This is a genomic window from Arthrobacter sp. STN4 (assembly GCF_024539665.1).
Taxonomy (GTDB): Bacteria; Actinomycetota; Actinomycetes; order Actinomycetales; family Micrococcaceae; genus Specibacter.
Window position 1 is genome coordinate 13,443 of the sequence record NZ_JAKZGX010000025.1, and the last position, 26,939, is coordinate 40,381.

The window sequence follows — 26,939 nt, forward strand, 5'->3', positions numbered from 1 at the left end:
CATGGCTTCCGCTGCACCGGTGCCCGTAGGATGGCAGCGTGAATGCGGGTTACGGGAAGTTCTCGACCCGGCTGTCCGAGGCGGTTTCGACCCTCGCCCCCGGGTACTTTGCACTGGTCATGGCCAGCGGCATCATCTCCGTCGGGCTCGAACTGGAGGGCTTCGGCACGCTGTCCGCCGTCCTGCTGGGGCTGTGCCTGACCGCGTACGTGGTGCTCCTTGTCCTGAACGTGGTGCGCCTGGGCGCCTTCCGGGGGGCCATCCGCGCTGACTTTCTGCACCCGGGCCGTGCGTTCGGCTTCTTCACCTTCGTTGCCGGCACCAACGTCCTTGGCGTGCGGCTGGACCTGGCCGGCGCCCAAGTGGCTACGGCGGTGCTGCTGGCCGTTTCCGGGCTTGCCTGGGTCGGGCTCGGCTACGTGATCCCGTGGATTGCCGTGCTCGGCCGGGAGGAGAGGCCCATCTTCAAGGAGGCCAACGGGACCTGGTTCATCTGGTGTGTCGCGAGCCAGTCGGTGGCGGCGGCGTCGGCCACACTCGAGCCACTGGGCGGCCAGTGGGAGGCGGGACTGGCGCTGCTGGCGGTCGTCGCATGGTCAGTGGGCCTCATCCTTTATGCGGCGGTGGGGATCTTCGTTTCCCTCCGTCTCATGGTGTACCCCGTGCGTGCACGGGACCTCGGCCCACCGTACTTCGTGTCGATGGGGGCACTGGCCATCGGCGTCGTCGCGGGGGCCCGGATCGTCGAGATGACCGACGCCCCGGTGGCCGTGGAGGTCCACGAACTCGTCGCGGGCATGGCGGTTGCGCTCTGGGCCTTCGCGTCCTGGCTGCTGCCGGTCCTCATCGCGGCGGGCTGCTGGCGGCACTTCGTCAAACGGGTGCCCCTCGTGTACGAGGCCGGAATGTGGAGCGTCATCTTCCCCCTGGGGATGTACGCCGTGTCCGGGATTTTTCTGGGACAGGCGGACAGGCTGCCCATTGTCCTGGCCATCGGACGGGCGGAACTGTGGTTCGCCACCGCGGCCTTCCTCGCCACGTTCTCCGGCATGGCCCACCACCTCTGGCGCACGCTCGTGGCCCCGCACCGTGGTCCGGCAGCGTCGGCCAGCCTGGGCGAAGGGTGAAGGGACCGCACAAGTGACCGGACATCCAGCCGGCGTGCCGGTGCAGGCGGGCCGCCGCACCGGCCTCCCACGCTGCTCACCAGCCCGCCATTGCCTTCAGCGTAGCCGCCCCCGGCAGGGCCCTCCCCACGATGTCGCGCACGGCGGCGTAGGCGAACACCAGGCCGGGGCCGATCGTGATGCCGGGTGCCGGGTAGGTCCCGCCCATCATGGACTGCATGTCGTTGCCCACTGCGTAGACCCCGCCCAGCCGTTCGCCCTCGCCCCCCAGGACCGCTGCCGCGGCATCCGTAATGAAACCGGTCGAAGCTCCAATGTCCCCTGGAAAGAGCCGCACTGCGAAGTATGGGGATCCGTCCACCGGCGCGATGTTCGGGGCCCCGGTCTCGGAACCCGGGTCCCCATTGAAGCGCTGGTACTCGTTCATCCCGCGGTGGAATTCCGGGTCCTCACCCTTCGCGGCCCAGGCATTGGTCCGGGCGACCGTCTCCTGCAACTGGCCGGCGGGCACCCCCAGCAGTGCCGCCAGCTCCGCCAGGGAGTCGCCACGCAGCAGGTAGCCGTCGTCCAGGTAGCGGCGCAGCTGCCGCTCCCGCTGGTACGGGCGGACCATGCCCAGGCCGTACCTTCGCATCCCGGTGGCGTCGGTGATCAGGAAGGACGGCGAGGCCGTACCCGGGTCCTCGTGGTTTTGCATGATCATTTGGTTGCCGAAGAGGTGGTAGCTCGTGGCCTCGTTGAGGTAGCGGCGCCCCTGCTGGTCCACCACGATCATGTGCGGCTTCGCGCGGTCCATGACGAAGTGCGGGAACACGGCCCAGGACCCGTCTTCGCGCCGCCGAGTCGACACGGGCGCATAGAAGGCGTTGGCGAATCCGCCCGTGCCGTAGTGGCCGCCAAGCCCGTCGAGAATGTCGTGGGCCTGGCCGGTGTGGCCGGGTGCTCCGGGGCACCATTCCATCCGGTGCCCCGGCAGCAACGCAGCGCGGCGCTGCGGGTCGCGGTTGAAGCCGCCCGATCCAAAGATGAGGTGGGAGACGGTGATGGTGAGGTCATGGCCGTCTTCCCGCACGCCCACCTGCCACGCATCGCCGTCGCGTGCCACGGAGATGACTTCGCTGCGCGTGAGCACGGGCACGCGTGCCTCGTCGAGGGTGTGCAACAGACCGGTGATGAGTGCGTTGCCCATGGTCCGTCGCGTGTCACACCCATGGACCTTGACGGCATCGCGGTAACGGCGGCGCAGGCCCAGCAGGTGGGTGCGCGATTCCTTGGCGGGGTGGGCTCCCGCCAGGTGCCCGATGTCGTCGCGCTCGATGGACATGCCGTTGAACGCGGTGAACTCCGGCAGCGGCGGGCGCACGAGTGCCAGCCGCTCCCCCAGGACGGTCCCGTCGAAGGTCCGCGGTTCCAGCGCGCGCCCCGACATCCGCGAACCGGGCAATTGCGTGAGGTAGTCGGGGTGGAGGGGGCGTGCCACGTAGTCCACGTGGGACCCGGACTCCATCACCGCCACGGCCTCGGGGCCGAGCTCGAGGAAGGCCTCGCGCAGCCCTGCCGGGGCATGGGGCCCGATGGCGGCGTCGAGGAATGCGCGCGCCTCCGCCTTGGAGTCGACGGCGCCCACCTCGGCCGCGTGGTACGTCCCAGGCACCCACGTGGTCCCGGCCGTGTAGGCCGTCGTCCCCCCAACCTGCCCGGTGCGCTCGACGACCGCCGTGCGGAGGCCGGCAATGGAGGCAAACACGGCCGCGGACATCCCGGCCCCGCCGCCGCCGACCACCAGGACATCGAGGACGTCCCCGTCGTACAATGCCGCGGCCGCCTCCCCGGACGCGTAGGGGATGCTGGTGCCGGCGGGTAGGACCTTCTGGGTGGCTGGGGTGCTCATGCGTTGACCTGTTCGGGTTCGCGGGTGGATGTGGCAGGCCGGAAGGCGGTAATCCCGGTGTCACGGCGCCTGGACAGGGTGGCCGCCAGATGTTCCCCGGCGATGAAGGCGCGGGTCACGGCCGGGCCCAGTGTGGCGCCTCCGGCCGGATAGGCACCGCGGAACGGCGTGGCCGAGACGTTGCCGGCTGCGTAAAGGCCGGGGATGACCGAGCCGTCAAAGCGCACTACCTGCGCGTTCAGGTTCGTGGCCAGCCCGCCGGCGGTGCCCAGGGCTCCGCAGTGCACCGGAACGGCATGGAACGGCGGCTCGGTGAGCGGGCGCAGGCACGGGTTCGGGGTGACGGAGGCATCACCGAGGAAGCGGTCCTCCGGGGTATCCCCCCGGCCGAACACTGGATCCTCCCCGCGCGCGGCAGCTTCGTTGAATTCGCGCACCTGCCCGGCCAACGCGGCCGCGTCCACCCCGATGCACCGGGCAAGGTCCTCAACGGTGGCACCCTCGGCCATCCATTCCGGGGGCGTGCCGGGCGTGGATCCGGCCACGGGGTAGGACTCCAGGTAGCGGCGGTCGAAGATCAGCCAGGCGGGCATGCCCTTGGCCGTGAGCCGGTGCTCGTCGATGGCGCCCATGACGTGGGAGACATCGTGGTAGTTCAGGGCCTCGTCCACGAAGCGGCGGCCGTCGGCCCCGACGGTCAGGGATCCGGGCAGTGTCATCTCGACATTGCCCATGCGGCCCGACGGCTTGCCGTCGTAGACATGCTCCGGGGACGTGATCACGGGGACGCCCCAGAACGCGGTCATCTCTTCGACGGCGGCGCCGATCTGCAGGCCCAGGCGCAGCCCGTCGCCTTCGTTGGACGGGGCGGAGATCGGGGTGACCGGGTGCGCCAGGAACGCGCGCTGCAGCGCGGGGCTCCATTCGAAACCCCCGGAGGCGATGACGACGGCGTCGGCCACGATTTCCACGGCGCCTTCCCCCTCACCTGCGATCAACCGCCAGCGGAGCCCGGTCCGGGCCGGGGTGGCGCCGTCGTCGGGCCTGAGCGAGGTGACCCTGGCTTCCGAGGCGACCTTGACGCCGCGCTCCAGGGCGGAGACAAGCAGGCTCGCGACGAGGGCGCCGCCCATGGTCCGCACGCCGGACTCGGCCCGCGAGGCAAGCAATGCCGGGTCCGGTGCGGAGCCGTTGAGGTTGTCGCGCTCCGCCATCGTCAGCAAGGGGAAGTAGCTGGAGGGTCGCAACGCCTCGCCCAGGCCGTCCACGGAGCCGACGTCGAATGCGTCGTTGTCCAGGCTGCGCCCGCCCTGCGTGGCACCGGGGAACTCCAGCCGGTAGTCGGGCCGGGCGAGCGGCGTCAGGGATACGTGCGTGTGCCCGGTGAGGTAGTCCACGGCACGCGCAGCGCCGTCCACGTACCAGGCGGCCTCGTCCCCCGTGAGCCGGCCTTGGCCGGCGGCCGTGAGGTAGCTGATCGCCTGGTCGCGGCTGTCGGAGTAGCCGGCCTCGAGTCCGGGGCGGTTGGCCGGCGCCCACAGGACGCCCCCGCCGGCAGCGGTGGTGCCGCCGAGCTGCCGCGCCTTCTCCAACACGATGACGTTTGCCCCGTGCTCGGCGGCGCGGGTCGCGGCGGTGAGACCGGCGGCACCGGAGCCGATGACGGCGACGTCCACGCGGGTGGGGAGTTCCTGAAGCGGTGTGGTGATCATGGCTGCTCCGTCATGTCGATGAGGATCTTGCCCACCCGCTGGGTGGTGTCCTGCATGGTCTGGAAGGCCGTCCGCAGGTCATGAACGCCGAAACGGTGCGTGAGCAGGCCCCTGACCGTGTCCGGGTAGCGGGAGATCAGGGCGAGCGCCTCCGGGATCAGGCCCTGGCTGTTGCGCGAGCCGAGCAGGTCCACTTCCTTGAACGGCAGCAGGTTCATCGGGAACGCGGCCGGCCTGGTGGAGATGCCCACCTGCACCACGCGGCCCGCCGGGGCAACGGCGGTGAGCGCGTTGAGCTGTGAGGACGGGACTCCGGTGGCCTCGATGACCAGCTGGGGCCCGTCGGGGGCGTGTGTCCCGATGGCGGCTGCCAGTTCCGCGGCCGGGAAGCCCGACGCCGGGTCGATGAGCAGGGTGTGGCCGGCACCGAACTTGCGGGCCATCCCGAGACGGTCCGGCAGGGTGTCCGCGGTGACGACGGTGACTCCGAGATCGTGAAGGGCCAGCGTTGCCAGCAGCCCGATGGGCCCCGCCCCCAGCACCAGTGCGGTCTCCCCCGCCACGGCGCGGCTGCGCTTGACTGCCTCCATGGAGATCGCGGTCGGCTCGGCGACGGCGCCGAGGTCGGTCGGAAGGCTGTCGGGAATCCGGTGCAGCTTGGGCGCCGCGACGGCGAGGTACTCCACGAGGCCGCCGTCGCAGTAGCAGCCGAGCACCACCTGGTGCGGGCAGACGTTGCCCCGGCCCTGCCGGCACGCGGCGCACCCGCCGCAGTTGATGAGGGGGTCGATGGCGACGCGGTCGCCAATGCACACGCCGTCGACTCCGGGGGCCGTCGCCATGACAGTCCCGGCGAGCTCGTGCCCCTGGATCAGCGGCAGCTCTGAGGTGTAATCGTCTTCAAAGATGTGCAGGTCCGTGCCGCAGAGCGTGGCGAACTCGACCCGCACCAGCGCCTGGCCCGGGCCCAGCCGGGGACGCGGGACATCGGCATATTCCAAGGTCCCCGCGGAGACCGTCCGCACGGCAAGCATGGTCTCCATCTCAGTTCCCTGCCGCGACGGATGCGCCGGCCAGGCGGTCGGCGCCAAATTTGGGGTCCCAGGACTTCACGGTCCGCTCAACGTAGCCCTTGAGGGCGAACGGGTCCTGGCCCATGATTTCCTCGGCTTCCTCCCCCGAATCCGCACGGACAACCAGCAGGGCGCCCGGGCCGGGCCCTGCGGCGTCGGTCGGTCCGGAGACGACCAGGCGGCCGGATTCAAAAAGGCCCGTCAGGAACTTCATGTGCAGGGGACGGTGCTCGTTGCGCCCGGCGTCGGATCCGACGGTGTAGTTGTAGGTGACGGCGAAGAGGGACATGGTTGACTCCTTGTGGGGGTGGGTAATGGTGAAGGGTTCTTGGTGCACGGGAGCGGCATTGGGACTAGGTGCCACGTGTGTCGATGGTTCAGGGATGTGTCGCAGCGGCCGGAACGGCCGGTTCCCGGACAGCATGTTCCCAGCAGGCAGGTTCCGAGGCGGCGGGTTCCGTGGCGGCGAGGTCGAGGGCGGCGATGTAGCCGAAGGTCATGGCCGGGCCAATGTTGACGCCGCCTGCCGGGTAGAAGCCGCCAAAGAGATTTTTTTGGTCGACGCCGACCACGTGCACGCCCGGGACCGGTTCGCCGCGTTCGTCCAGCAGCCGCGCACGGGCGTCAGCGCGCAGGCCCGCGAACGTGCCGAACGAGCCCTGTCGGACGTGCACGGCATAAAACGGGCCTTTCTCGAGGGGTGCGAGCGTGGGATTGGGTTTGACGTCCGGGTCACCGCCATACCGGTTAAACGGGGTCTCCCCGCGCTGGAACTGCGGGTCGGTGCCTTGGCGGGCCTGGCGGTTGAATTCCTCCACTGTCGCCACGAGCCCATCGGCATCGATGCCGCAGGCCTCCGCGAGCTCCGCGAGCGTGTCCGCCTTGGTGAGGTATCCCGAACGCAGGAAGGGAAATTTCGGGACGGGACGGGGCATGGCAAAACCCAGCGGGTAGCGCGCCACTGTGCGCGAGTCCGCGATCTGCCAGGACTCGGCGATGTTCCCATCGTCCGTGGCACGGTTCATTCCGGTGACGTAGTCCCAGTAGCCGTCGGCCTCGTTGACGAAGCGTCTGCCGTCGCGGCCGACACCGATGGCGCCGGGCTTGGCACGGTCCATAATGTGTGGAAACACGCCGGTGCGGCCGCTGGCGTAGGGAACCAGGGAGACGGGACACCAGGCGGCCGGAGCAGCCCCTGAGGTGTCCAGCACCCCGCCGACGGAACGGCCCAGCTCGATGCCGGCACCGTCGGCGGTGTCCGGGGCCAGTGTCCAATGGTCGTCCGCCGTGCGGTTGTGCGGGAAGAACTCCCGGCGCATGGCGGCGTTGGCGGAGAAGCCGCCGGCAGCCAGGACGACGCCGCGACGGGCAGTGAACGTGCGTTGTCCGTTCGGGGTCTCCGCCACCACGCCCACCACCCGGCCGGTGGCATCGCGGGTGAGGTCCACAACCTGATGCTGGACGCGCAGTTCGGCTCCGGCGTCGACGGCGGACTTCAGGAGACGGCCGGTGAGCGCGACGCCATTGACATAGTGCTGGCCGGAACCGGTGGTGAGCAGGTCAAAGAGATAGCCCAGGATGCGCTTGGCCGAATGAATCCAGCCCTTGACCTTGAACTTGGACGCGGCCAGGAACCCCTGCAGGTCCGGCCCCGCCATGATGCCCATGCCCACGAAAGAGGTCTCCCAGTACTGGGGGGCCATGATGCGTCGGAGCTCACGCGTGAACTCGCGGCCATTGACAGGCAGCGGCCCCACGGACCGGTGGCCGGTGCCCGCGTGGGGAAGTTTCCCATAAACATCGCAGATGGTGGCGCCCGGGGTGAACTGAAGGAAAGTCTCGTGCTCGAAGAATGAGACCATTTCGGGCACGGCAGAAAGGAACGCGTGGACGCGGGTCTCGTCGTACTCCCGGCCAACGACGGCCCTGATGTACGTCTTGATGTCGTCGATGGACTCCTCGACGCCGTCCCTCCGTGCGAACTCGTTGCGGGGAGCCCACATCCAGCCCCCGGAGCGCGTGGTGGCGCCGCCGCACTTGCGGGCCCGCTCCAATACCAGCACGCTGAGCCCCTGATGGGCCGCCGTGACCGCCGTGGCCAGGCCGCCGGCCCCCGATCCGACGACGACTACGTCAAACTCCTCCGGGTGTTCGTTGCTCCTGCGTGGCATGCTGGCTTCCTTCCTGCGGTGGGCCGGGACTTAGAACCATGGTGGTGGCGCATCCCACAGCGCGCAAGATTAGCCATGAATTGATTAACAACAAGTCTGATATTGTGTAAAAACTCCACATAAAGTCCACGCCGCCCGCGGCAACCGCCTGGAAGGTTTCGTCATGGAGATTCGCTGGCTGGAAGCCTTCGTTGCAGTGGCCGAGGAGATGCACTTCGGTCGCGCTGCCGAACGCCTGCACATGGCCCAGTCCCCGCTCAGCCAGGTCATCCGCCGGCTGGAACGCCAGGTGGGCATGCCGCTGTTCGAGCGCAGCACCCGCTCGGTTTCCCTCACCGCCTCCGGCGAGGCCCTGCTTCCCTACGCCTACAAGGCACTGCGCACGTTGGGGAACGCCGTCGAGGCCGCCCGAAGCGCCGAGGGTGAGCCGACCGGCCGGCTCACCCTGGGCTTCTCCGGCGTGCACAACCACCACACACTCCCCCGGCTCACCCGATCGCTGCGGCGCGCCTACCCGACGATCGAGCTCAACCTGGTCGGCGGCGTGCGCACCTTCGACGGCCTCAGACTGGTCCGCAACGGGGAACTCGACGCAGCATTCGTCGGATTCCTCGGCACTCCGGAGCCGCCCCTGCTGATGCGCGAGATCTCACGCCAGCACCTGGGCGTCGTCGTGCCCGCCGATCACCCGCTGGCCGGCCGGGGCACCATCCCGCTGCAGGAACTGCGCAGCGAACCCTTCGTCATGGGCCCCGTGGACGGCAATTCCGCCATGACGGTCCAGGCCCGGCAGGCCTGCCAGGCCGCCGGATTCGTGCCCAACGTGGTGCAGGCGGTCTCCGACCCGTTCCTCATCCTTTCCATGGTGGCCGCTGGCGTGGGCGTGACCATCGTGTCCTCCGAAGTGATGCCGATCCTGCCCGAGTCCTCCGCCTGGCTGGAGCTCGAAGGCGCGCCCATCATGTTCCGCCACGGACTGACCTGGTCCCAGGAGAATGAATCGGTGGCGCTACAGGCCTTCGTGCGCGTACTCGACGACGTTTTCCCGGAAGGGGTCTTCAGCTCAGCCCAGGTTGATTCATAATTATATGGTTTCTGCACTTAGTAGTTGATCAATTGGGTCTTGGATATTTTTCAATTTATCCGCCATCCTCGAATGTGTCACCGATCACGCCAGTGCATCGTGGGACACCGGAACTTCACCAACCTCCGGCGCGCAAGGCCGCGTGTCCGGCTCCGATCCGAGGAGAACCACCATGCCCAGCACGACTGCAGCGCCGGCCAAGGCCATACGCAGCGAGAAGCAGCGCCGCAATGCCCGCAACGCCGCGATCTCCGGCTTCGCCGGGAGCGCCCTCGAGTACTACGACTTCTTCATCTTCGCGACAGCCGCCGCCCTGTACCTGAAGGACCTTTACTTCCCGGACGCGGGGGCGGCCGGGCAGCTCTTCTCCCTCGCCACCATCGGCGTCGCCTACATCACCCGCCCGCTCGGGGCCCTGCTGTGGGGCCACCTCGGCGACAGGATCGGCCGCAAGAACGTCCTGATCGCCGTGCTCCTGCTGATGGGCGCCTCCACCTTTCTGGTGGGAGTGGTTCCCACCTACGCCCAGATCGGCGTGTGGGCCCCGGTGATCATCGTGGTGCTGCGCCTGGCGCAGGGCCTCTCCGCCGGCGGCGAGTCCCCCGGTTCGTCGGCGCTGTCCATGGAACACGCCGCCGACAACCACCGTGGCTTTCTCGCCAGCTGGACCATGTCCGGCGTCACCTTTGGAATCGTGCTCTCCTCGGCCGTCTTCATCCCCCTGCAGCTCCTCCCCCAGGACGCGCTGATGAGCTGGGGCTGGCGCATCCCGTTCCTGCTCAGCGCGGTGGTGACGATCGTCGCCCTCATCCTGCGCCGGACCCTCGACGAACCCGAGGTGTTCGTCGAGGCCAAGGTCCATCGCCAAGTGGTCAAGGTCCCGCTGCTGGAGCTGCTGCGCCGCCACCCGCGCACCATGATCCTGGTGACGGGCATGAGCCTGTTCACCATGGTCAACACCATGATCAACGTCTTCACCCTGTCCTACGGGACAAGCGTTTCCGGCATCCCGCGTGACGAGATGCTGCTGTTTGTCTCCGTCGCCAACCTCGCGGCCGTCTTCTTGTTGCCGCTGTGGGCGCATCTCTCCGACAGGATCGGGCGCAAGCCGGTCTTCATCACCGGCGCAGTGCTGCAGGTGGTCCTGATCTTCGCATTCCTGCGCGCCCTTGCCACCGGCAGTGCGGACAATACCTGGATGGTGTGGGTGCTGGGCATCCTGCTGGTGGCCGGCGCGTACTCCATGATGAACGCCGTCTACCCGGCCTACTTCCCGGAGCAGTTCCCTGCCAAGGTCCGCTACTCGGGCATGGCAATCTCACTGATGATCGGCCTGCTGCTGGCCGGGTTCACGCCCGCGATCGCGGCCGGCATCTCCGGAGCACACCACAACTGGTTCGGTGTTGCGCTGTTCTCCGCCATCTGCGTGGTGATCTCCGGTGTGTGCGCCGCATTCAGCCGGGAGACCTTCAGGACGCCGACGGAACAGCTGGGCCTGCGCCAGCAGGACAACGCATGAACGCCCCCAGCCGGACACGACGGACCCAGAGCACGCCGCACACCGGCGAATTGCGCGTCGGCATCATCGGCTGCGGCGCCATCGCCGCCAACCATGCGGATGCCTACGCCTCGCAGGATGGGGTGCACGTCACCGTGTGCATGGATACCGACCCGGAGCGGGCACAGGCGTTTGCATGGGAGCACGGGGTTCCCGCGTGGACCACTGACGCCAACGGGCTGCTCTCCGAAGTGGACGCCGTGAGCGTGTGCACGCCCCACCCCACGCATGAAGCGCTGGTGCTGCAAGCTGCGCGCGCCGGAGTGCACGTACTGTGCGAGAAGCCCCTGGCCATCGATGTCCCGGCTGCGGAGCGTATGGTCAACGCCTGCCGCGCGGCCGGTGTCCGCCTCGGAGGGGTGTTCCAGCGCCGCTACTGGCCCGCAGCGCAGCGGATCCGCGCAGCGATCGACGACGGCACGCTGGGCACGCCGGTCCTCGCCCGTGTCGAGGTGCTGCTGCACCGCGACACCTCCTACTACACGGGAACGCCGTGGCGCGGAAAGTGGAAGAGCGATGGGGGCGGGGTCGCCATGACGCAGGCCATCCACTATCTGGACCTGTTGCAGTGGTACCTGGGCGACGTTGAGTGGGTCATGGCCACCGCGGCCGCGTACAAGCACGGCGCCCACATCGAAGTCGAGGACACGCTCGCCGCCACATTGCGGTTCTCCAGTGGCGCCATGGCGCAGTTCACCGCCTCGACAGCACTCACCCCGGCCCTTGGCCAGCGCATTGCCGTCACCGGTGCCAGTGGCGCGACGGTGTCGCTATTGGAGTATCCGGAGGGTTCCGAGGCGGTCAACGACGTCTGGTCTGTCCCGGGAAGCGAGCTGTTTGCCTTCCCGGCGGACGTGCTTGACGACGTCGACCTGCCCTCGGTCAACGCAGCCCTTGCACCGTTCCACACGCTGCAGGTGGCCGACTTCGTCCGTGCGGTGCAGGACGGGCGGGAACCGGCGGTCACCGGCGCGGACGCACTGCGTTCCCTGCGCACGCTGGCCGCGATGTACGCCTCACTGCGCTCTGGGCTCCCCGAACGCCCCGACGGCCCGCCCGCCGCCGCACCAGGATGCGGAGACGCCAGATGGCCCGTGGATGTCCGGGAACAGGAAACTGGACGGGAGGTCCTGCGATGACCGAGTTGGGTATCGCCCACCTGAGCCTGCTCCAGCTCGACCCCGCCGAACTGGTCCACGTTGCCGCGGAGGCCGGCTTCCAGTTCGTCGGGTTGAGGGTCCGCGGCGCAACGCCGTCGGAGGCATGGCCCGACCAGCGGCCGGGGTCGCCGGCGTCCCGCGCCACGGTGGCCGCACTGCAGGCGAGCGGCCTTCGCGTGCGCGACATCGAGTTCCTTTCCTTGGACGGGCGAACGGGCCGCGAGGCCTGGATGCCCATGTTGGAGGCCGGCGCCGCACTCGGGGCGGACACGCTAAACCTGGCCGGGCAGGACCCGGACGTCTCGCGCCTGACGGACACTCTGGCACAGCTGGTCTCAGACGCTGCGGGATACGGGATCGTGCCGGCGCTGGAGCCGATCAGCTACAACGTTGTCTCATCGGTGCCGCAGGCCGCGCCAATCGCCCGGGCCGCCGGGGCACGGGTGATGCTGGATCCGCTGCACCTGCAGCGCGGCGGCAGCAGCCACGGTGACGTCGCGGCGCTGGACCCCTCGCTGATCCCGGTGCTGCAGCTGTGTGACGGGCCGGCGGCGGTGCCGGAACAGATCACGGTACCCACACCGCTCCCCCGCGGGATGTCAGCGTTGGGCGGTCCGCGCCAGGTGGAATCCCGCGCGCTGCGGCTGGCACCGGGCGAGGGCGCGTTCGACCTGGTGTCGCTGTTGCGGGCCGTCCCGGCCGGGGTTCCGCTCAGCCTCGAGGTGCCCAACAACGGGCTGGTCTCAAGGATGGGCGCCGTGGGGTACGCCCGGTACCTGCGTGAGGCCACCCTGTCCCTTCTGGAACGGATGGCGCCTATCGAGCCGGCGGACACCGTTGACAGCATGGCTGCGGGGCGCTCCCATGGACACTGAACGCACCGTCCTGCTGGGCCTGCTGGGGGAACACATCAGCGCGTCCCTGACCCCCGCCATGCACGAGGCGGAAGGCCGCCGCCAGGGCCTGCCGCTCGTCTACCGCACACTGGACCCCGGGGAGATGGGCCTGGCCCGTCCGGACTGGCCGCGGCTGCTGCTCACCGCACAGCGATTCGGCTTCACCGGCGTAAACGTCACGCACCCCGCCAAACAAGTGGTCATGGGGATGCTGGACGGCCTTTCCGACGACGCCGCCCTGCTCGGCGCCGTGAACACGGTAACGTTCCGGGGCGGACGGGCCATCGGCGAGAACACGGACCATATCGGCTTCACCGGTGCGCTTGCAGCCATGGGCATCGACGCCTCCTCAGGCGAGGTGGTGCAGATCGGCGCAGGCGGGGCCGGATCCGCCGTCGCCTATGCCCTGCTCAAGGCAGGCGCACCGCGGCTGACGCTGGTCGATGTAGACCGGAAAAATGCCTCGTCCCTACGGGATCGGCTTTCACGGGCCTTCGATGCCTCGCGAATGCGGGTGCTGCCACCGGAGGACGCCGCCGGCGCAGTGCGCCTGGCCACCGGCCTGGTCAACTGCACACCCATCGGCATGGACGGGGTTTCCCACCGTTCGCCCGTCGACCTTGCCGCCCTGCACCGCGGCCTGTGGGTGGGCGACGCCGTGTACCGGCCGCTGCGCACCACGCTGGTGCGGGCCGCCGGGCAGCTGGGCTGCAGCGCCTTCGGCGGGGCGCACATGGTGGTCGGCCAGGCCGTGGCGGCCTTCGCGATGTTCACGGGGCAGCAGGCCTCGCACGAGGCCATGTACCGGACATTCCTGGACAGGTCCGGCGTGCCGGACCACGCCTGAGGCCGGGCCCGGCCCGGCGAAACGCAACCCCCGCCAGGCTTATACCGATCGGGCCCGCGACCGGCCGCCATAGTCATTGCCGATCTGCCGCGCCGCTTCCTGGAGCCTCGGAATGACCTTCCTTTGGATCGTGTCCGCCGTTGTCCGGGGCCCCTGCAGGGAGACGTTGACCGCGGCAATGACGTCATCGCCGCGCCGGACGGGCACGGCCACTCCGCGCAGGCCGTCCTCCAGCTCCTGGGAGACCATTGACCACCCCTGGGTCCTGCCCAGTTCCACCTCGGCGCGCAATTGGTCCAGGCTCATGATGGACCGTTCCGTAAAGCGCTCCAGTTGCACGGTGTTGAAGTAGGCGTTCAACCCGGCTTCGGACAGTGCACCCAACAGCACACGGCCCATGGAGGTGGCCCAGGCAGGGAATCTGGTGCCCACGCTGATGGAAACGCTCAGGAGCCGGGGCGAGGGAACACATGCCACGTACACCACATCCGTGCCGTCCAGAATGCACAGTGAGGTGGTTTCGCCGAGTTCGGCGGCCAGCGCCTTCAGATGGGGCTCCGCGATCTTTGGCAGGGCAAGGCCGGCGAGAAAGGAGTGCCCAATGTCCAGTGAACGCGGGGTCAGCTCAAAATTCGGACCGTCGGCACCCAGGTAACCCAAGTCCGTCAGCGTGAGCAGGAAGCGCCGGGCGGATGCCCTCGTCATCCCTGCCCGTGCGGCGACTTGGGAAACCGTCAGCCGTGGATTTTCCCCGTTGAACGCGAGAAGGACGTCAAAGGCCTTTTCAACCGACTTCACAAAATATGCCGCGGTCTCCGCCATGAATCCTCTGCCTTTCCTTCCTGCATGCGGCAGGCACCAATGCTTTGTTCCTGGCTCGATCATATAGGGACACGGAACGCCCAGCGGCGCCGCCGCCACGGCAGCCCGGCCGCGGCGGCCCCAGCCACCATCCGCCTTTCGTGAATGGTGCACACGACGGTCCAAGCAGTCACATGTGACGTGGCTTCGTAAAATCATTGTGGCCCAGTTCACTCTCCTGTATTGTGGCGTGTAGTCGCATTACGAACAGATGCTCGCATTGCGCACAACTAGCCCCTGTAACTCCCAGCCCTCATCTTTCAATGGGGAAGGATCCGTACCATGATCAACACCGCCACCACCCGGTCGGCCGAAGTGGAACAACGCAAGCTCAGGCGCGCGAGGAAGGCTGCCTTGGCGGCGTTCCTTGGCGGAGCCCTTGAATACTACGACTTCTTCATCTACGCCACCGCCGCTTCCCTGATCTTTTCCAAGATCTTCTTTCCTGCCGGGGACCCCACCATTGCACTCCTGGCCTCCTTCGCGACCTTCGGCGTGGCCTACGTGGCCCGGCCCTTCGGTGCCGTCGTCTTTGGCCATCTGGGGGACAAGATCGGCCGGAAGAACACCCTGGTGTTGACCTTGGTCATGATGGGCGCCTCGACCTTCCTCATCGGAGCCCTTCCGGACTTCCGCACTGCCGGCTACTTTGCCCCGGCACTGCTCGTGTTGCTGCGCCTCACGCAGGGGCTCTCCGCAGGCGCCGAAACCGCCGGGGCCTCTGCCCTGACCACGGAGGAAGCCCCGGAAGGACGCCGCGGCTTTTTTGCAAGCTTCACCATGAGCGGGATCTCCTTCGGCATCGTCCTCGCCTCCCTGGCATTCCTCCCGGTGGCTGCCATGAACGACGCCGACCGGCTCACCTGGGGCTGGCGCATCCCGTTCTGGCTGTCCGTCGTCGTACTCGTCGTCGCGTTCCTGGTCCGCCGCTCCCTGGACGAGCCGGAAGTCTTCGAAGAAAAGCACGACCATGGCGAACTGGCCAGGCTGCCCTTCGCCAAAATGATCACCACCCACCCGGCGCAGTTCATCCAGGTTGCCTTGATGTCCTTCGAAACCGTGACCAACACCTTCATGCAGGCCTTCGGCCTGGCCTACGCCGTCTCGGTCGGCGTCAACGCCGCAACCATGTTGTGGGTCAGCATCCTGGGCAACATCATCGCCATCGTCACCCAGCCACTCTTTGCCAGGCTTTCGGACCGCTTCGGCCGGCGCAGGGTGTTCATCACGGGCGTCGTGGGGTCCGGCCTGATGATTTTCGTCTACTTCTCCGTCATTGCCACGGCGAACGTGCCGATGATCTTCCTGACCAGCACCCTGATCACCGCAGGGACCTATGCCGCCTCCAACGCCATCTACCCGGCCTGGTTTTCCGAGCTTTTCAACGTCAAGGTCCGCTACTCGGGCATGGCGATCGGCCTCCAGATCGGCATCCTCTGCGCAGGCTTCACCCCCCTGCTGGGAACGGCGCTTGTCGGTGCCACCAAGGCCAACTGGGGTCCGGCCGCCTGGATCGTCGCCGTCTCCTCACTGCTCGCAGTCGCCGGGGCCTTGTGGGCCCGGGAAACCCACAAAACGCCCCTTCGCGAACTGGGCAACCCGGTCAAATGACCTTTCAACGAAAATCCCAGGCACGCGCCCCGCGCAGCGGCACCCTCCCGCCACCGAATTTCACCTTCCGAATGTCCGTCAAAACTACAAACACGCCATGTTTTGAAATGTATGCCAACGAAGCGGCGCCCTGGAAGGATCGCCGTTCATGGGCCGCCGTTTCATTGCCTAAGGAGTACTGCGCATGAGTAACGTCGCCGAGTCAATATTGTTGGGCCTGATTGGCGAAGGTGTCCTGCCGTCGTTGTCGCCGGCCCTGCATGAACGCGAAGCAGACCGCCTTGGCCTGCGCCTGCTTTACCGCCCCATTGACCTGCTGGAGGTCGGGATGCCTCCGGCGGCCGTTGGCGAATTGCTCAAAGCAGCCGCACACCTGGGATTTAACGGACTAAACATCACCCACCCCTGCAAGCAGCTGGTCCTGCCGTTCCTTGACGAAATTTCCGACGACGCGCGCCGCCTCGGTGCCGTGAACACGGTGTTGATCCAGGGAAGCCGGTTCATCGGGCACAACACCGATTTTTCCGGCTTTGGTTCCGCCCTTGCAGCCGGCCTGCCACAGGCCCCACTCAACCGGGTCGTCCAGCTGGGCGCCGGCGGGGCAGGTTCCGCCGTCGCCTACGCCCTGCTGGACGCCGGGGTGCAAAGCCTGGACCTGGTTGACGTCGATGCCGGCCGGGCGGCGGGCCGTGCGGCCGAACTTCAGCAGATGTTCCCGGACCAATCCGTCACCGGCCGCGGCAGCGCAGAATTGGCCGCCCTGGTGCCGCGGGCCGACGGCCTGGTCAACTGCACCCCCATGGGGATGAAGGAACACCCCGGGGCATCCTTTGACCTGGGGCTGTTGACACCACGGCATTGGGTGGCGGACATCGTTTACCGCCCGATCGAGACGGATCTGGTGCGGTTTGCGCGCGGTCGCGGCTGCCAGGTCATGGACGGCGGCCGCATGGCCGTGGGACAGGCAGTTGACGCCTTCCGCTTGTTTACCGGCAGGGATGCCGACGCCGACCACATGCGCACCCATTTCCTGGACCTCGTTGCCCGGGAAGATGATGCCCGGCACCGTTCGGGCAGGGTAGCCTGCTGATGCACACCGGGATCGCCACGGTCTGCCTGTCGGGGACGTTGCAGGAGAAAATGGCAGCCTGTGCCAAGGCCGGTTTTGACGGAATCGAAATCTTTGAGCAGGACCTCGTCACCTCGTCGATGAGCCCGGAGGAGGTGCGGCGGCGGGCTGCCGACCTGGGCCTGACGCTTGACCTGTATCAGCCGTTCCGGGACTTCGAGGGCGTCGACGACGGCTTGCTCGCCGCGAACCTGCGCCGTGCGGACGCCAAGTTCGAGCTGATGGGGCGGCTGGGCATCGACACCATTCTGGCCTGCTCGAATGTGGCGACCGCCACCCGGGGCGATGACGATGTGCTGGCCGGGCAACTCTCCCAGCTCGCCCGCCGTGCCGGAGGGCACGGCGTCAAGGTTGCCTACGAGGCACTCGCCTGGGGCCGCTACGTGAATGACTACGAACACGCGCACCGTCTAGTGCAGGCCGTGGACCACCCGAACCTGGGCACCTGTCTGGACTCCTTCCACATCCTCTCCCGCGACTGGGACACCGCCCCGATCGAAAAAATGGAGGCGTCGAAGATCTTCTTCGTCCAGGTCGCCGACGCACCCAAGCTGTCCCTGGACGTGCTGTCCTGGAGCCGCCACTACCGCGTTTTCCCCGGGGAGGGCCAGTTTGAACTGGCCAAGTTCATGGGCCACCTGGCCCGCACCGGCTATGACGGAGCCGTGTCACTGGAAATCTTCAATGACGTGTTCCGCCAGTCCGACGTGGAGCGGACCGCCGTGGATGCCATGCGGTCGCTGGTGTGGCTGCAGGAACAGGGCGCCGCGTGGCTCGCCGGGGAAGGGGAAACCGGGCGCTTCCCGCTGCAACTGGACACCCTTCCGCGCGTTCCCGAGCCGACCGGCTTCAACTTTGCCGAAATAAAGGCCGCGGACACGTCACAGCTGGAGACGTTGCTGGGCCAGCTCGGTTTCAGCCCCCGGGGCAGCCACCGCACCAAGGACGTCCGGTTGTGGACCATGGGACAGGCCCGCGTGGTCCTCAGTCAAAGCGGCCCGGCGGCAGCGGAACCGGCCATCTCCGCCGTCGGCATCGACGTGGAGAACCCCCTGCTGGCGTCTTCGCGAGCCCAGCAGTTGAAGGCGCCGGCGGTGCCCCGCAAGGCCCAGGCCGACGAGGAGGTGTTCCAGGGCTTCGCTGCCCCCGACTCGACGGAAATCTTCCTGTGCCAAGGCAGCGGGGACGGAACGGCGGGCTGGACGGACGAGTTTGGGCCGGCCCCGGCCGGGCGCCGTGGACCGGGTGCCGGAGCCGTCATCGACCACGTGAACCTGGCCCAGCCGTGGCAGCATTTTGACGAAGCAGTGCTGTTCTACAGCAGCGCCCTGGCGCTGACACCGCAACCCTTCGCCGAGGTGCCCAGTCCCACCGGCCTGGTGCGCTCCCAAGTCATGGACACGGCGGACCGCAGCGTGCGCCTGGTGCTGAACCTGGCCCCTCTGGTCCAACAGGTCGACGGCGGCAACAAGGCCTACCAGGAGCACGTCGCCTTTCGCGTGGACAACCTGGTCGCCACCGCGCGGGCCGCCAAAAAGCGCGGGCTGCGGTTCCTGCGCATACCGGCCAACTACTACGAGGACCTGGCGGCCCGCTTCGACCTCGAAACAGGATTCCTGGACACGCTCAGGGAACTGGACCTGCTCTACGACCGTGACCCCGCCGGGGAGTTCCTGCACTTTTACACGGCCACCGTGGGCAGCGTTTTCCTTGAAATGGTGGAGCGCCGCGGCAGCTACGACGGATACGGGGCACCCAACGCCCCCGTCAGGCACGCCGTCCAATATGAACTCCGGCGTGACAGCTGCTAAAACGCGGAGGGCCGGCAGCGGTCCGCAACGGTGCAGCCTTCGCACTCGGCCCCGTCATTTCCTGGAAGGATCCGCCGGGCAAGTCGGGGCGCCTGAACCCGCAGGCCCGCCCCAATTTATCGCTGCGCGCCGAACCAGTCGTACAGCGTCCGCCCGCCCCACGGGAGGTTTTGCCGGCGCTGCCGCCCGTCGGCTTCGCCGCAGCTACCCCCGCGTAGCCGTGCCTGCGAAGGAAATCTCCTCGAGGTCGTCGGGGACCAGGTACTCGCCGGCAAATCCGCCCGCCCCGCGCCACCACACCGCTTTGGGAGCCGTGCCTGGCACCAAATGATGCAGTGCCAGCGCCTTCGCGCCCGCTTCCGTGGCCACCGCAACACAGTCCGCGACGGATGTGTGGGCGTGGGTGTGGTGGTCGATCGCGGCCTGCAACGATTCCGCCGGAACCCCGGGCCGGTCGCGATGCACCCAGTCCAGGTCAATGGCCTCATGGAGCAGCAGGTCGGTATTGCGCGCCAGCCGCACCACGTTGCCGCAGCGCCCGGTGTCCCCCGAGATGGTCACAGACCCCTCGGCAGTGTCGAAGCGGAAGGCAAAGGCGGGCGCCACCGGCGCGTGCCGGACCAGAATCGCCGTGACGGTCACCAGTTCGTCGGAGAAAATCTCAAACGGTTCCATGTCCGGGGCCGGGTTGTCATTGGGGTGGTAGCCAATCCCTTCCGGGAGGGCAATGTCCTCCACGTCAAGGAAATCGTAGGGCGAGGGCCGCAGGGTGTCGAAAATCCGGTCATTGAGGTCGGTGGCATAACCTCCCAGGATGGCATCAAACAAGGCCACCGTCCCCGGGGTGGGCCGGTCCGGAAACACCGGCACGGGCGCCTCCGCGGGCCGCCCGGATGGCCGGGGCACCATGCCGCGGTCCCCCGGGCCCATGAGCTTGATCTTGTCTCCCCGTTTCAGGTCGTAGAGGCCGAAAATCGCCAGGGACCCAAGGTCGATCGTGTGGTCCGAATGGAGGTGTGTCAGGAAGATCCCGGAGATCGAGGAGATGCCGATGCCGGCGAGCATCAATTGCCGCCCGACCCCATGCCCGCAGTCAACAAGGTAGCAGCGGTCCTTGACCAATACTGCCGTGGCTATGCCGCTGCGTGCTCCGGCCCCCTGCCCGGTCCACCACATGGGGCCGCCGGCAGTGCCCAGCGTGACGACCCTGGGGTTCAAGGCCGACACACCGGCCACCATTGAAGTCACGCCTTGACCAGCCCATCGGATTCGAAGCTGGCAGGGTCACTCTCCGCGCCGTTGGACCGCCCGGTTTCCTTGGCCACGAAGAAGGCAAGCCCGCTGACAACACACAGGACGCCAAAGAAGGCTGACAACATCCACGTCGAGCCGTGGCCGGTGGCCAAAAAGCCCGCTGCAATGAGTGGTGCGAAGCCCGCGCCCAGAGTGGTGGCCAGCTGATAGGACAGGGAGACGCCGGTGTAACGGAGCTTGGTCGGGAACTTCTCGCTGATAAAGGCGCCGATCGGTCCGTACATCATGGCCTGCGCGATCGGGTTGGCCATGATGTAGCCCAACAGCAGCAGCCAAATGTTGCCGCTTCCGACAAGTGCGAAGATCGGCCAGATGACCACCAGCCCAACGATGGTTCCGGCGATCAGGACCGGCCGGCGGCCGACCCGGTCCGAAAGTGCCGCCCACGCGGGGATGGCAAAAATGTGCAGGAATGTTGAAATGGTCATCATCAGCAGGACCTGTGTCTGCGGTTGGCCCGACTTGACGGCATAGGTCAGCGTGAAGGTGGCCATCAGCGACTGCAGGAACAAGGGCGCCAGGCCGGCGAGGACACAAACGAGCACAGCCTTCCAGTGGTTCCGCAGCACGGTGACAACCGGAACGCCGGCCCGCACGGTTCCAGCCGCTTCGGCGGCTAGCTGTGCCTTGAGGAAGATCGGGGACTCCGTCACGCGGTAACGCAGCCACAAGGCAATGACCACGAGGATGCCGGAGAGCAGGAACGGCACACGCCAGCCCCAGGCCAGGAACTGGCCTGCCGGCAGCATGGTGAAAAGGGCCAACACAATGGTTGCCAGGACCGATCCGGAGGGACCGCCACTGACGGCGATGCTCGCACTGAATCCGCGTTTGCCTGCCTTGGAGTGTTCCATGCCCAGGAGCGTGGCCCCTGCCCATTCGCCTCCGACGGCGATGCCCTGGATCACGCGCAGCGTGACCAGCAGGACGGGCGCAAGCACACCGATCTGTGCCGAGCCGGGCAGGGCGCCGACCAACACGGAGGCGGCCCCCATCAGCGCCATCGTCACAAACAGCATCTTTTTGCGGCCGTACCTGTCACCGAAGTGCCCAAAGATGACGCCGCCCAGCGGCCGGGCGACATATCCCACGGCCAGGGTGACGTAGGAAAGGACAACGCCGACGGCCTCCGGCACGCCACTAAAAAACAGTTCGGGAAATACCAGTGACGCCGCGGTCCCGTACAGCAGGAAATCGTAAAACTCCACGGTCGAGCCCAGGTAGCCGGAAACGAGCGCACGACGGCGGTCCTTGCCATCGCTGAGCCGCTTGGCCCCGGCGTCGGGGCCCCGCTGCGGGGTGGGGGTGATACTCATGGGAACTCCATCGTTCGAGAGGAAGGGAGGAATTATCCAGGCAGCTGTTGTGTAAATAACGCATGGCCGCAGGCGATAATAATTCTACTGTGAGTGAAGTCACCCGGTTCTGTCAATCCCGGGGGGAAATTCGGCGGACTGCCACGGGGGTCGCAAGCGCAGCCCGGGCTGTGTCGAACTACTGGATAGGATGGCCAGGTGAGTGAAAACGCAGCAGTTCCAGCTTCCCGGACGGCCGGTTCCCAGACGCTGGCCCGTGGCATCACGGTCCTGAAGGCCGTCGCGTCAGCAAGGGAAGGGATGACCATCCAGGACGTGGCCGACCAGATCGGCGTCCACCGGACCATCGCCTACCGCATCCTGAACACGCTCAGCGACGCACAGCTCATCCACAAGGGCAGCGACAGCCGGTACCGCGGGGCCTCGGGCCTCCTGCAGCTCTCCAGCGCCGGCCACTCGGCCATGCGTGAGGCCGCCATGCCCGTCCTGGCCGAGCTTGCCAACGAGCTTGGCCAAACGGTTTCACTCATCGTCCAGGAGGGACCCGACGCCGTCGCGCTGGCTGTGGTTGAGCCGCGCAACCGCACCTACCGGATTTCCTTCGCCGAAGGCAGCCGCCACCCCTTGAACCTCGGTGCGGCCGGCCATGCCATCAGCTCCTGCCTCCCGCCGTCTCCGCTCGACCCGGAAGGGGTCCGGCTGGCGCGGGCCAACGGATATTCGCTCACCTACGGGGAGGTGGAGCCCAACATGTATGGATTGGCCGCACCGCTGCGCGGAGTTGCCTGGGAAAGCCCGGCCTGCGTCAACCTCATCACCACCCGCAAGGAACTGGCGGAATCGGCCACCGGCGCCGTCATGGCCGCAGCCGCACGTATTTCCAGCCGCATGGCCTAGCCCTTCCGGCCGGCGCCTTGCGCGCCGCCGTCCCTTGACATGGATCACTCCCACATGGTGTGATACTAATCATCGCCGTGCACTTAGTGTTTATTCACGTGCATTATTTACACAATCCAAGGGAGTCTTCGTGTCCGAAAATTCGTTCACCAGTGTTTGGTCCGATCTCGCGCAGCTTGAGTTCAGCCAGGGTTTCATCCAGGCCCCGAAGTACCGCACCCGCTATCTTCATGCGGGGGATCCGTCGAAGCCGGCGTTGATTGCCATGCACGGCATTACGGGCCACGCGGAGGCTTATGTTCGCAACCTGGAGGCGTTGTCGGAGCATTTCTCGGTCTGGGCGATCGATTTCATCGGCCACGGCTACAGTTCCAAGCCGGACCGCCCCTTGGAAATCAAGGACTACATTGAACAGTTGTTGGAGTTCATGGCCGCCATCGGTGCTGAGAAGGCCTTTTTCACGGGCGAGTCGCTGGGCGGCTGGGTGGCGGCACGGTTCGCCATTGACCATCCCGAGAAGGTGGAGCGGATCCTGTTGAACACGATGGGCGGGACGATGGCGAACCCGGCCGTGATGGAACGGCTGTTCACGTTGTCGATGGAGGCGGCGAAGGATCCTTCCTGGGAGCGCGTCAAGGCCCGTCTGGAATGGTTGATGGCTGATCCGTCCATGGTCACCGACGACCTCATCAAGACCCGCCAGGCCATCTTCTCCCAGCCGGACTGGCTAAAGGCCTGCACGTCCAACATGGCCCTGCAGGACCTGGCCACGCGCAAGCGCAACATGCTCACCGATGAGGCCCTGGGCCAGATCAAGGCCCCGGCCCTGGTCCTGTGGACCACCAAGGACCCCTCCGGTCCTGTCGATGAAGGGCGCCGGATCGCCTCCCTCATCCCCAATGGGGAACTGGCGATCATGGAGAACTGCGGGCACTGGCCCCAGTACGAGGACCCGGCAACGTTCAACAAGATCATCCTCGACTTCCTCCTGGACCGCTAAGCGCCACCGGAAGGACCACCCGCGGTGGAAGGAAAACCAATGACACCACAAGCAATCGACACCGAGGTACTCATAGTCGGGGCAGGACCGGCCGGCTTGATGCTGGCGAACCTGCTGGGCCTGTATGGCCACGAGGCCACCCTGCTCGAACAGCTCCCCGAGCTCATCGACTACCCGCGCGGCGTCGGCATTGACGACGAGTCCCTGCGCTCGGTGCAAACCACCGGCCTCAGTGATACCGTCCTGCCGCACACCACCGCCCAGCACATCATGCGCCTGGTCAACGGCCGCGGCAAGGTCATCATGACCAACGAGCCCAAGGCCGACGAGTTTGGCTGGCCGCGCAAAAACGGATTCGTGCAGCCTCTGGTCGACAAGGCCCTGCACGAGGGCCTGCAGCGCTTTCCCCGTGTTTCCATGCACTTCAACCACCGCGTGGTCGATGTTCTCGAAACGGCCGCGGGCGTCACCGCCACGGTCGAGGTCGACAACGGCACCGGAACACCGCTGACCCGGCAGGTCCGCGCCAAATACATTGTGGGCTGCGAAGGGGGCAAGTCCGGAACCCGCAAACGCATGGGGGTCAGCTTCGAAGGGCAGTCCCCCTCCACCCGCTGGCTCGTCGTCGATGTGGAAAACGACCCCCTCGGCACGCCCAACGTGTTCCTGGGCGCTGACCCCAAGCGCCCGTACGTCTCCATTGGCCTGGCCCATGCGATCCGCCGCTGGGAATTCATGATCTTCGACCACGAAACCGACGCCCAGGTCATGGAGAAGGCCTTCATCCACGGACTCCTCAAGGACCACGTGCCCGACCCTTCGGCACTGGAGATCATCCGCGAACGCGTCTTTACCCATCACGGGCGCATCGCCGGGTCCTTCCGGAAGGGCCGCTGCCTCATCGCCGGCGACGCCGCCCACCTCATGCCCGTATGGATGGGGCAGGGCTGGAACTCCGCGGTCCGCGACGCGACCAACCTGGCCTGGAAGCTGGCCACCGTGCTCCGAGGCGACGCCGACGAACGGCTGCTGGACAGCTATGACGCCGAGCGCCGCGACCATGCCAAGGCCATGATCGACCTGTCCCTGACCCTGGGAAACATCATCAAGCCCACCAACCCGTTCGTGGTGGCCGGACGCGACGCCCTGGCCGCGGCCTTGAACCTCTTCCCCACGGTGAAGTCCTACTTCTCGGACATGCGCTTCAAGCCCATGCCCCGCTACACCAGCGGCGTCGTCGTGGACCCGACGACGTTCACTCCAGGCCGGGCGGGCGCGACGTTGACCGGCCGGCTGATCCCGACCCGGACCTCCAACAACCGCACCTCCCCGGTCGGTGTGCAGTTCATCCAGCCGCTGGTCGCCACGAAGGCCCATCCCGCGCTTCGCCTCGACGACGCCGTCGGGAGCTGGTGGACGGTGCTGGCGTGGGGAAACAACCCGAAGGGCATGTTCAACTCCGCCGACCTTGCCCGGCTCGAATCCCTCGGGGCCGCCTTCGTGGCCGCGGTGCCCGAGTCCCAACGAACTTGGGCCGAATCACGCTACCCGAGCGACGTCGTCGTGGTCGGGGACACCACCGGGGCGTTGAAGGCGTGGTTCGACGACCGGCCCACACCGGTGCTGTTCCTGCGCCCGGACCGCTTCGTCGCCGCCGCCTCCCTGGCCCAGGATGCACCCCGGGCCCTGCACGCCATTCTTCACGCACTCTCATTCACCGAAGGAGCCACCGATGCCACTCGCACTCATCTGCATGTCGCATAGCCCGCTGCTGGAACACACAAACCCACCCGCCGAGGTCAAGGCCGCCGTGGAGGCAGCCTTTGACCAGGTGCGCGCCTTTGCCGCGGACTTCAAGCCGGACCTGGTCGTGAACTTCGGCCCGGACCACTACAACGGCTTCTTCTACGACCTCATGCCACCGTTCTGCATCGGCTACGAAGCCGAAGGAACGGGCGACTATGATTCCTGGGACGGGCCGTTGAACGTGCCCACCTCCCTGGCCATGGACCTTGCCGAACACGTCATCGCCCGTGACATCGAGACGGCGATCTCACGCAAGATGGAAGTGGACCACGGGGCCGTGCAACCCATGGAAATCATCTTCGGGGACCTGGGCCAGGTCCCCGTCATCCCGATCTTCGTCAACTCGGTCGCGCCGCCGTTCTCGAAGATGAGCCGCATCCGCGAATTCGGCACCGCCGTCGGCTCCTTTTTCAAGGACACCGATAAAAGAGTGTTGTTCATCGGTTCCGGCGGGCTCTCCCATGACCCGCCCGTGCCGCAGATCGCCACGGCCACGCAGGAACAACGTGCGTTCCTCACCAACGGCCGCCACCCCACCCCCGAAGCCCGCGCCGCACGCCAACAACGCACCATCGACACCGCCAAGGCCTTCGCCCGCGGTGAAGCGGACATCATGGACCTGAACCCCGACTGGGACCGGAACTTCATCGAGGCCTGCAAATCCGGTGACGTCTCCCGCTTCGACGCGTACATCCCGGCCGAGATGGCCGCAGCGGCCGGCAACTCCTCCCACGAGGTCCGCACCTGGGTCGCCGCCTACTCCGCCCTGGCCGCCGCAGGCGACTACGAGGTCACCTATGACTTCTACAAACCCATCAAGGAATACATCGCCGGCTTCGGCGTCACCACCGCGGTAACCAGGAAATGAGCGAATCCCCCATGAACACCCAACGCAGCGCGCTGCTGGAGTCCCTGGCCCGGGAACTGCTCACGGCCACCGAAACCCTTGTCCCCGTCGCCCCCCTGCGGGACCGGGTGGCGGACATGGACCTGCAGGACGCCTACACCATCCAGTCCCTGCAGCTGGAGCACCACCTGGCTGCCGGGCGGGTGCTGGCCGGACGGAAAGTCGGCCTGACATCCGTGGCCATGCAGCAACAACTCGGCGTGGACTCCCCGGACTTCGGCTACTTCTTCACCGACATGGTCCACCACGACGGCGCCCGGATTCCTGCCACGGCCTTCCTCTCCCCCAAGGTCGAACCGGAATTCGGCTTCGTCCTCAAGGACACCCTGCACGGGCCCGGCATCACCGTCGAACAGGCGACCGCGGCGATCGGGGCCGTCTACCCGGCCATCGAGATCATCGATTCACGCATCAGCGACTGGGACATCACCCTCGTGGACACCGTGGCGGACAACGCCTCGTGCGGCGCGATCGCCGTCGGCACCGAGCCCCTGGACATTGACCCCGCCCACCTCGGCGGCATCGGATGCGCCCTGGTCATCGACGGGCACACCCTGGGCCGCGGCACCGGTGCAGACGTGATGGACAACCCCGTCGCCCCGCTGGCCTGGCTGGCCAACGTCCTGGGCGAACAGGGCGTTGCCCTGGAAGCCGGGCAGCTGATCCTCCCGGGCTCCTTCACCAAGGCCGAACCCGTCACCGCAGGCAGCAGCGCCACCGCCGACTTCGGCCCGCTGGGCTCCCTGACCATCCACTTCACGCACTAAG

General features: G+C 67.1%; 22 protein-coding genes. 14 read left to right on the forward strand and 8 right to left on the reverse strand.

What is annotated here, in order from left to right:
* Positions 1–38: 38 nt before the first annotated feature.
* Entirely contained in the window at positions 39–1,127 is a 1,089-nt protein-coding gene (locus tag MMF96_RS15395) for a tellurite resistance/C4-dicarboxylate transporter family protein (RefSeq protein WP_256884031.1), read from the forward strand.
* Positions 1,128–1,203: 76 nt separating this feature from the next.
* On the opposite strand, the gene MMF96_RS15400 is transcribed toward MMF96_RS15395, so the two are convergent.
* The 5 genes from MMF96_RS15400 to MMF96_RS15420 all read right to left on the reverse strand — a co-directional run bounded on the left by MMF96_RS15400 (position 1,204) and on the right by MMF96_RS15420 (position 7,974).
* Positions 1,204–3,018, reverse strand: coding sequence for an FAD-dependent oxidoreductase (locus MMF96_RS15400; protein ID WP_256884032.1), 1,815 nt, complete (start codon positions 3,016–3,018; stop codon positions 1,204–1,206).
* Positions 3,015–4,730: an FAD-dependent oxidoreductase gene (locus tag MMF96_RS15405; protein WP_256884033.1), complete on the reverse strand. Its 1,716-nt coding sequence runs from the start codon at positions 4,728–4,730 to the stop codon at positions 3,015–3,017. The genes MMF96_RS15400 and MMF96_RS15405 overlap by 4 nt, the downstream gene beginning before the upstream one ends.
* The gene (locus tag MMF96_RS15410) at positions 4,727–5,773 is read right to left on the reverse strand and encodes an alcohol dehydrogenase catalytic domain-containing protein (protein ID WP_256884034.1); all 1,047 of its coding nucleotides are present in this window, start codon (positions 5,771–5,773) and stop codon (positions 4,727–4,729) included. Before MMF96_RS15410 ends, MMF96_RS15405 begins: the two co-directional genes overlap by 4 nt.
* 1 nt (position 5,774) lies before the next feature.
* Positions 5,775–6,092 (reverse strand): YciI family protein, encoded by a 318-nt coding sequence (locus tag MMF96_RS15415; RefSeq protein WP_256884035.1) that lies wholly within the window; start codon positions 6,090–6,092, stop codon positions 5,775–5,777.
* Positions 6,093–6,180: 88 nt separating this feature from the next.
* Positions 6,181–7,974 (reverse strand): FAD-dependent oxidoreductase, encoded by a 1,794-nt coding sequence (locus MMF96_RS15420; RefSeq protein ID WP_256884036.1) that lies wholly within the window; start codon positions 7,972–7,974, stop codon positions 6,181–6,183.
* A 163-nt stretch (positions 7,975–8,137) separates the two neighbouring features.
* Here MMF96_RS15420 and MMF96_RS15425 point away from each other — a divergent pair, with 163 nt between their 5' ends.
* The 5 genes from MMF96_RS15425 (at position 8,138) to MMF96_RS15445 (ending at position 13,519) form a co-directional block, all read left to right on the forward strand.
* On the forward strand, positions 8,138–9,058 hold the full coding sequence (locus MMF96_RS15425; RefSeq protein WP_256884037.1) for a LysR family transcriptional regulator: 921 nt from the start codon (positions 8,138–8,140) through the stop codon (positions 9,056–9,058).
* Between the two features lie 172 nt (positions 9,059–9,230).
* Positions 9,231–10,577, forward strand: coding sequence for an MFS transporter (locus MMF96_RS15430; RefSeq protein WP_256884038.1), 1,347 nt, complete (start codon positions 9,231–9,233; stop codon positions 10,575–10,577).
* Positions 10,574–11,755 (forward strand): Gfo/Idh/MocA family protein, encoded by a 1,182-nt coding sequence (locus MMF96_RS15435; RefSeq protein WP_256884039.1) that lies wholly within the window; start codon positions 10,574–10,576, stop codon positions 11,753–11,755. Before MMF96_RS15430 ends, MMF96_RS15435 begins: the two co-directional genes overlap by 4 nt.
* Entirely contained in the window at positions 11,752–12,651 is a 900-nt protein-coding gene (locus tag MMF96_RS15440; RefSeq protein WP_256884040.1) for a sugar phosphate isomerase/epimerase, read from the forward strand. Before MMF96_RS15435 ends, MMF96_RS15440 begins: the two co-directional genes overlap by 4 nt.
* Positions 12,641–13,519, forward strand: coding sequence for a shikimate dehydrogenase (locus tag MMF96_RS15445; RefSeq protein WP_256884041.1), 879 nt, complete (start codon positions 12,641–12,643; stop codon positions 13,517–13,519). Before MMF96_RS15440 ends, MMF96_RS15445 begins: the two co-directional genes overlap by 11 nt.
* A 39-nt stretch (positions 13,520–13,558) precedes the next feature.
* On the opposite strand, the gene MMF96_RS15450 is transcribed toward MMF96_RS15445, so the two are convergent.
* Positions 13,559–14,341: an IclR family transcriptional regulator C-terminal domain-containing protein gene (locus tag MMF96_RS15450; protein ID WP_256884042.1), complete on the reverse strand. Its 783-nt coding sequence runs from the start codon at positions 14,339–14,341 to the stop codon at positions 13,559–13,561.
* A gap of 321 nt (positions 14,342–14,662) precedes the next feature.
* Here MMF96_RS15450 and MMF96_RS15455 point away from each other — a divergent pair, with 321 nt between their 5' ends.
* From MMF96_RS15455 to MMF96_RS15465, 3 genes are all read left to right on the forward strand, one after another.
* Positions 14,663–15,991, forward strand: a complete 1,329-nt coding sequence (locus MMF96_RS15455; protein ID WP_256884043.1) for an MFS transporter — start codon at positions 14,663–14,665, stop codon at positions 15,989–15,991.
* Positions 15,992–16,175: 184 nt separating this feature from the next.
* Positions 16,176–17,081, forward strand: coding sequence for a shikimate dehydrogenase (locus MMF96_RS15460; protein ID WP_256884044.1), 906 nt, complete (start codon positions 16,176–16,178; stop codon positions 17,079–17,081).
* Positions 17,081–18,931 (forward strand): bifunctional sugar phosphate isomerase/epimerase/4-hydroxyphenylpyruvate dioxygenase family protein, encoded by a 1,851-nt coding sequence (locus MMF96_RS15465; protein ID WP_256884045.1) that lies wholly within the window; start codon positions 17,081–17,083, stop codon positions 18,929–18,931. The genes MMF96_RS15460 and MMF96_RS15465 overlap by 1 nt, the downstream gene beginning before the upstream one ends.
* A 204-nt stretch (positions 18,932–19,135) precedes the next feature.
* Here MMF96_RS15465 and MMF96_RS15470 read toward each other — a convergent pair whose 3' ends face one another.
* Together MMF96_RS15470 and MMF96_RS15475 are read right to left on the reverse strand one after the other, a co-directional pair.
* Positions 19,136–20,170, reverse strand: a complete 1,035-nt coding sequence (locus MMF96_RS15470; RefSeq protein ID WP_256884062.1) for an MBL fold metallo-hydrolase — start codon at positions 20,168–20,170, stop codon at positions 19,136–19,138.
* A gap of 5 nt (positions 20,171–20,175) precedes the next feature.
* A complete protein-coding gene (locus MMF96_RS15475) occupies positions 20,176–21,561 on the reverse strand; it encodes an MFS transporter (protein ID WP_176616602.1) in 1,386 nt (461 codons plus the stop codon).
* A gap of 198 nt (positions 21,562–21,759) precedes the next feature.
* On the opposite strand from MMF96_RS15475, the gene MMF96_RS15480 reads away from it, so the two are divergent.
* From MMF96_RS15480 to MMF96_RS15500, 5 genes are all read left to right on the forward strand, one after another.
* On the forward strand, positions 21,760–22,458 hold the full coding sequence (locus MMF96_RS15480; protein WP_176616603.1) for an IclR family transcriptional regulator: 699 nt from the start codon (positions 21,760–21,762) through the stop codon (positions 22,456–22,458).
* Between the two features lie 130 nt (positions 22,459–22,588).
* Positions 22,589–23,458, forward strand: a complete 870-nt coding sequence (locus MMF96_RS15485; protein WP_176616604.1) for an alpha/beta fold hydrolase — start codon at positions 22,589–22,591, stop codon at positions 23,456–23,458.
* Positions 23,459–23,497: 39 nt separating this feature from the next.
* On the forward strand, positions 23,498–25,222 hold the full coding sequence (locus MMF96_RS15490; RefSeq protein ID WP_176616605.1) for a bifunctional 3-(3-hydroxy-phenyl)propionate/3-hydroxycinnamic acid hydroxylase: 1,725 nt from the start codon (positions 23,498–23,500) through the stop codon (positions 25,220–25,222).
* Positions 25,191–26,132, forward strand: a complete 942-nt coding sequence (locus MMF96_RS15495; RefSeq protein ID WP_176616606.1) for a 3-carboxyethylcatechol 2,3-dioxygenase — start codon at positions 25,191–25,193, stop codon at positions 26,130–26,132. Before MMF96_RS15490 ends, MMF96_RS15495 begins: the two co-directional genes overlap by 32 nt.
* Positions 26,129–26,938, forward strand: coding sequence for a 2-keto-4-pentenoate hydratase (locus tag MMF96_RS15500; RefSeq protein WP_256884046.1), 810 nt, complete (start codon positions 26,129–26,131; stop codon positions 26,936–26,938). Before MMF96_RS15495 ends, MMF96_RS15500 begins: the two co-directional genes overlap by 4 nt.
* The last annotated feature ends 1 nt before the right edge of the window (position 26,939 follow it).

Excerpts from the sequence above, each read along its gene's own strand:
- MMF96_RS15400 (WP_256884032.1), bottom strand. The coding sequence starts at position 3,018 with ATGAGCACCCCAGCCACCCAGAAGGTCCTACCCGCCGGCACCAGCATC.
- MMF96_RS15405 (WP_256884033.1), bottom strand. The coding sequence starts at position 4,730 with ATGATCACCACACCGCTTCAGGAACTCCCCACCCGCGTGGACGTCGCC.
- MMF96_RS15410 (WP_256884034.1), bottom strand. The coding sequence starts at position 5,773 with ATGGAGACCATGCTTGCCGTGCGGACGGTCTCCGCGGGGACCTTGGAA.
- MMF96_RS15415 (WP_256884035.1), bottom strand. The coding sequence starts at position 6,092 with ATGTCCCTCTTCGCCGTCACCTACAACTACACCGTCGGATCCGACGCC.
- MMF96_RS15420 (WP_256884036.1), bottom strand. The coding sequence starts at position 7,974 with ATGCCACGCAGGAGCAACGAACACCCGGAGGAGTTTGACGTAGTCGTC.
- MMF96_RS15425 (WP_256884037.1), top strand. The coding sequence starts at position 8,138 with ATGGAGATTCGCTGGCTGGAAGCCTTCGTTGCAGTGGCCGAGGAGATG.
- MMF96_RS15430 (WP_256884038.1), top strand. The coding sequence starts at position 9,231 with ATGCCCAGCACGACTGCAGCGCCGGCCAAGGCCATACGCAGCGAGAAG.
- MMF96_RS15435 (WP_256884039.1), top strand. The coding sequence starts at position 10,574 with ATGAACGCCCCCAGCCGGACACGACGGACCCAGAGCACGCCGCACACC.
- MMF96_RS15440 (WP_256884040.1), top strand. The coding sequence starts at position 11,752 with ATGACCGAGTTGGGTATCGCCCACCTGAGCCTGCTCCAGCTCGACCCC.
- MMF96_RS15445 (WP_256884041.1), top strand. The coding sequence starts at position 12,641 with ATGGACACTGAACGCACCGTCCTGCTGGGCCTGCTGGGGGAACACATC.
- MMF96_RS15450 (WP_256884042.1), bottom strand. The coding sequence starts at position 14,341 with ATGGCGGAGACCGCGGCATATTTTGTGAAGTCGGTTGAAAAGGCCTTT.
- MMF96_RS15455 (WP_256884043.1), top strand. The coding sequence starts at position 14,663 with ATGATCAACACCGCCACCACCCGGTCGGCCGAAGTGGAACAACGCAAG.
- MMF96_RS15460 (WP_256884044.1), top strand. The coding sequence starts at position 16,176 with ATGAGTAACGTCGCCGAGTCAATATTGTTGGGCCTGATTGGCGAAGGT.
- MMF96_RS15465 (WP_256884045.1), top strand. The coding sequence starts at position 17,081 with ATGCACACCGGGATCGCCACGGTCTGCCTGTCGGGGACGTTGCAGGAG.
- MMF96_RS15470 (WP_256884062.1), bottom strand. The coding sequence starts at position 20,170 with ATGGTGGCCGGTGTGTCGGCCTTGAACCCCAGGGTCGTCACGCTGGGC.
- MMF96_RS15475 (WP_176616602.1), bottom strand. The coding sequence starts at position 21,561 with ATGAGTATCACCCCCACCCCGCAGCGGGGCCCCGACGCCGGGGCCAAG.
- MMF96_RS15490 (WP_176616605.1), top strand. The coding sequence starts at position 23,498 with ATGACACCACAAGCAATCGACACCGAGGTACTCATAGTCGGGGCAGGA.
- MMF96_RS15495 (WP_176616606.1), top strand. The coding sequence starts at position 25,191 with ATGCCACTCGCACTCATCTGCATGTCGCATAGCCCGCTGCTGGAACAC.
- MMF96_RS15500 (WP_256884046.1), top strand. The coding sequence starts at position 26,129 with ATGAGCGAATCCCCCATGAACACCCAACGCAGCGCGCTGCTGGAGTCC.